Genomic DNA, 543 nt, shown 5'->3' with positions numbered 1-543 from the left:
AAATAAACCTGGCATCGAGCTATTTTGACATGGGGCTACCCCCAAACTATCGTCGCCGCAGCAGCGTTTCACCTCTGAGTTCGGGAAGGGATCAGTGTGGTTCCACCGCGCCATAGACACCAGGAAAACTTGGTGATTTTGGATTTTGGATTTTGGATTTTAGATTGCAGAAAATAATTCAACATGGTTCACAGAAACTTAACAACTGATATTATTCTCAACTAGAGAAACTAATTATCAATCTTTTATAATTCCCAAAATTGGAACTTTTAGTTTCTACATTGTTGGCAAATAATCCAAAATCTAAAATCTAAAATCTAAAATTCACAAAACCCTGAAGACTGCATTCGAGAACGAGAAATAATAATAGCAATTAAGAATATAGAGGTCAAGCCCTCGGTCTGTTAGTACTCCTTTGCTACATACATTACTGTACTTCCACATAGAGCCTATTAACGGGTGTTCTGCCCGTGACCTTACCTACTTACCGTAGTGAGAGTACTCATCTTGAGGTGGGCTTCCCACTTAGATGCTTTCAGCGGT

The 543-nt window shown here is 39.6% G+C and carries 2 rRNA genes; both read right to left on the bottom strand.

Going from position 1 to position 543, the window contains the following annotated elements:
• Positions 1-6: 6 nt before the first annotated feature.
• Positions 7-124, bottom strand: a 5S ribosomal RNA gene (gene rrf / locus FFO06_RS20790).
• Positions 125-384: 260 nt separating this feature from the next.
• Positions 385-543: ribosomal RNA gene (locus FFO06_RS20785) — 23S ribosomal RNA — on the bottom strand; the annotation flags it as partial.

This window comes from Dolichospermum planctonicum, from assembly GCF_005402965.1.
Taxonomy (GTDB): Bacteria; Cyanobacteriota; Cyanobacteriia; order Cyanobacteriales; family Nostocaceae; genus Dolichospermum; species Dolichospermum planctonicum.
Note: the sequence above shows the minus strand (reverse complement) of the source record. Positions and strands in the feature narration are given on the sequence as shown.